Here is a 570-nt window from a genome sequence, read left to right as displayed (position 1 = left end):
GGTGGCCAAAATCCATCACTCGGAACTGATCACCCGAATCCGGTATCACACCGTGCCCGCCCCGGCGGACCTGCGCAAGCCGAGCCGCGGCGCCCCGTGCACGGCGCGCGGCGCTCGCATGCGACGCCTTGCATTCGACGCATATGTCGGATGCGTGACGACGCAGATCTCGCCGTGCGAGCCGCCCGACGTCGCCGCGCCCCGGTGGCCGCAGAGGCGCGCGCATCCCGCACTGCAGCGCGCGTCGTGCGACACGCTCACCACGCCGCTCTCCCCCGCCGGCCGGCACGAAAAGCAGCACTGAACGCTGGTTTTCTGGGCAGTCGCCGGTGAGCCCCGAGTCCCTCGCGGCCGCGCCGGGGGGGACCATCGGTCGCCCCGCCTCCTCTCGCACATGCGAACGACGCCGCATCCTCGAGCAATGCGCCGGCCAGCCGGCCGGCCGGTTCTCGGATGAGCACGGCTCATCTGTCCGGCGTCTTAATTCATTTGAGCGCATTCCGGCAACCCCGCACAGTTCGTTCCGCGCAAGACCCCGACCCCCGAATTGCTTCGTCGAGGAGTTTGGAA

At 69.5% G+C, this 570-nt stretch carries 1 protein-coding gene; it reads left to right on the top strand.

What is annotated here, in order from left to right; all coding sequences use genetic code 11:
* Nucleotides 1–304, top strand: a 304-nt coding sequence (locus A33M_RS25180; protein WP_237718447.1) for a hypothetical protein, incomplete at its 5' end; no start/stop codon positions are given.
* Nucleotides 305–570 lie beyond the last annotated feature (266 nt).

Source organism: Rhodovulum sp. PH10, assembly GCF_000293785.1.
In the GTDB taxonomy this organism is placed as follows: Bacteria; Pseudomonadota; Alphaproteobacteria; order Rhizobiales; family Xanthobacteraceae; genus Rhodoplanes.
Note: the sequence above shows the minus strand (reverse complement) of the source record. Positions and strands in the feature narration are given on the sequence as shown.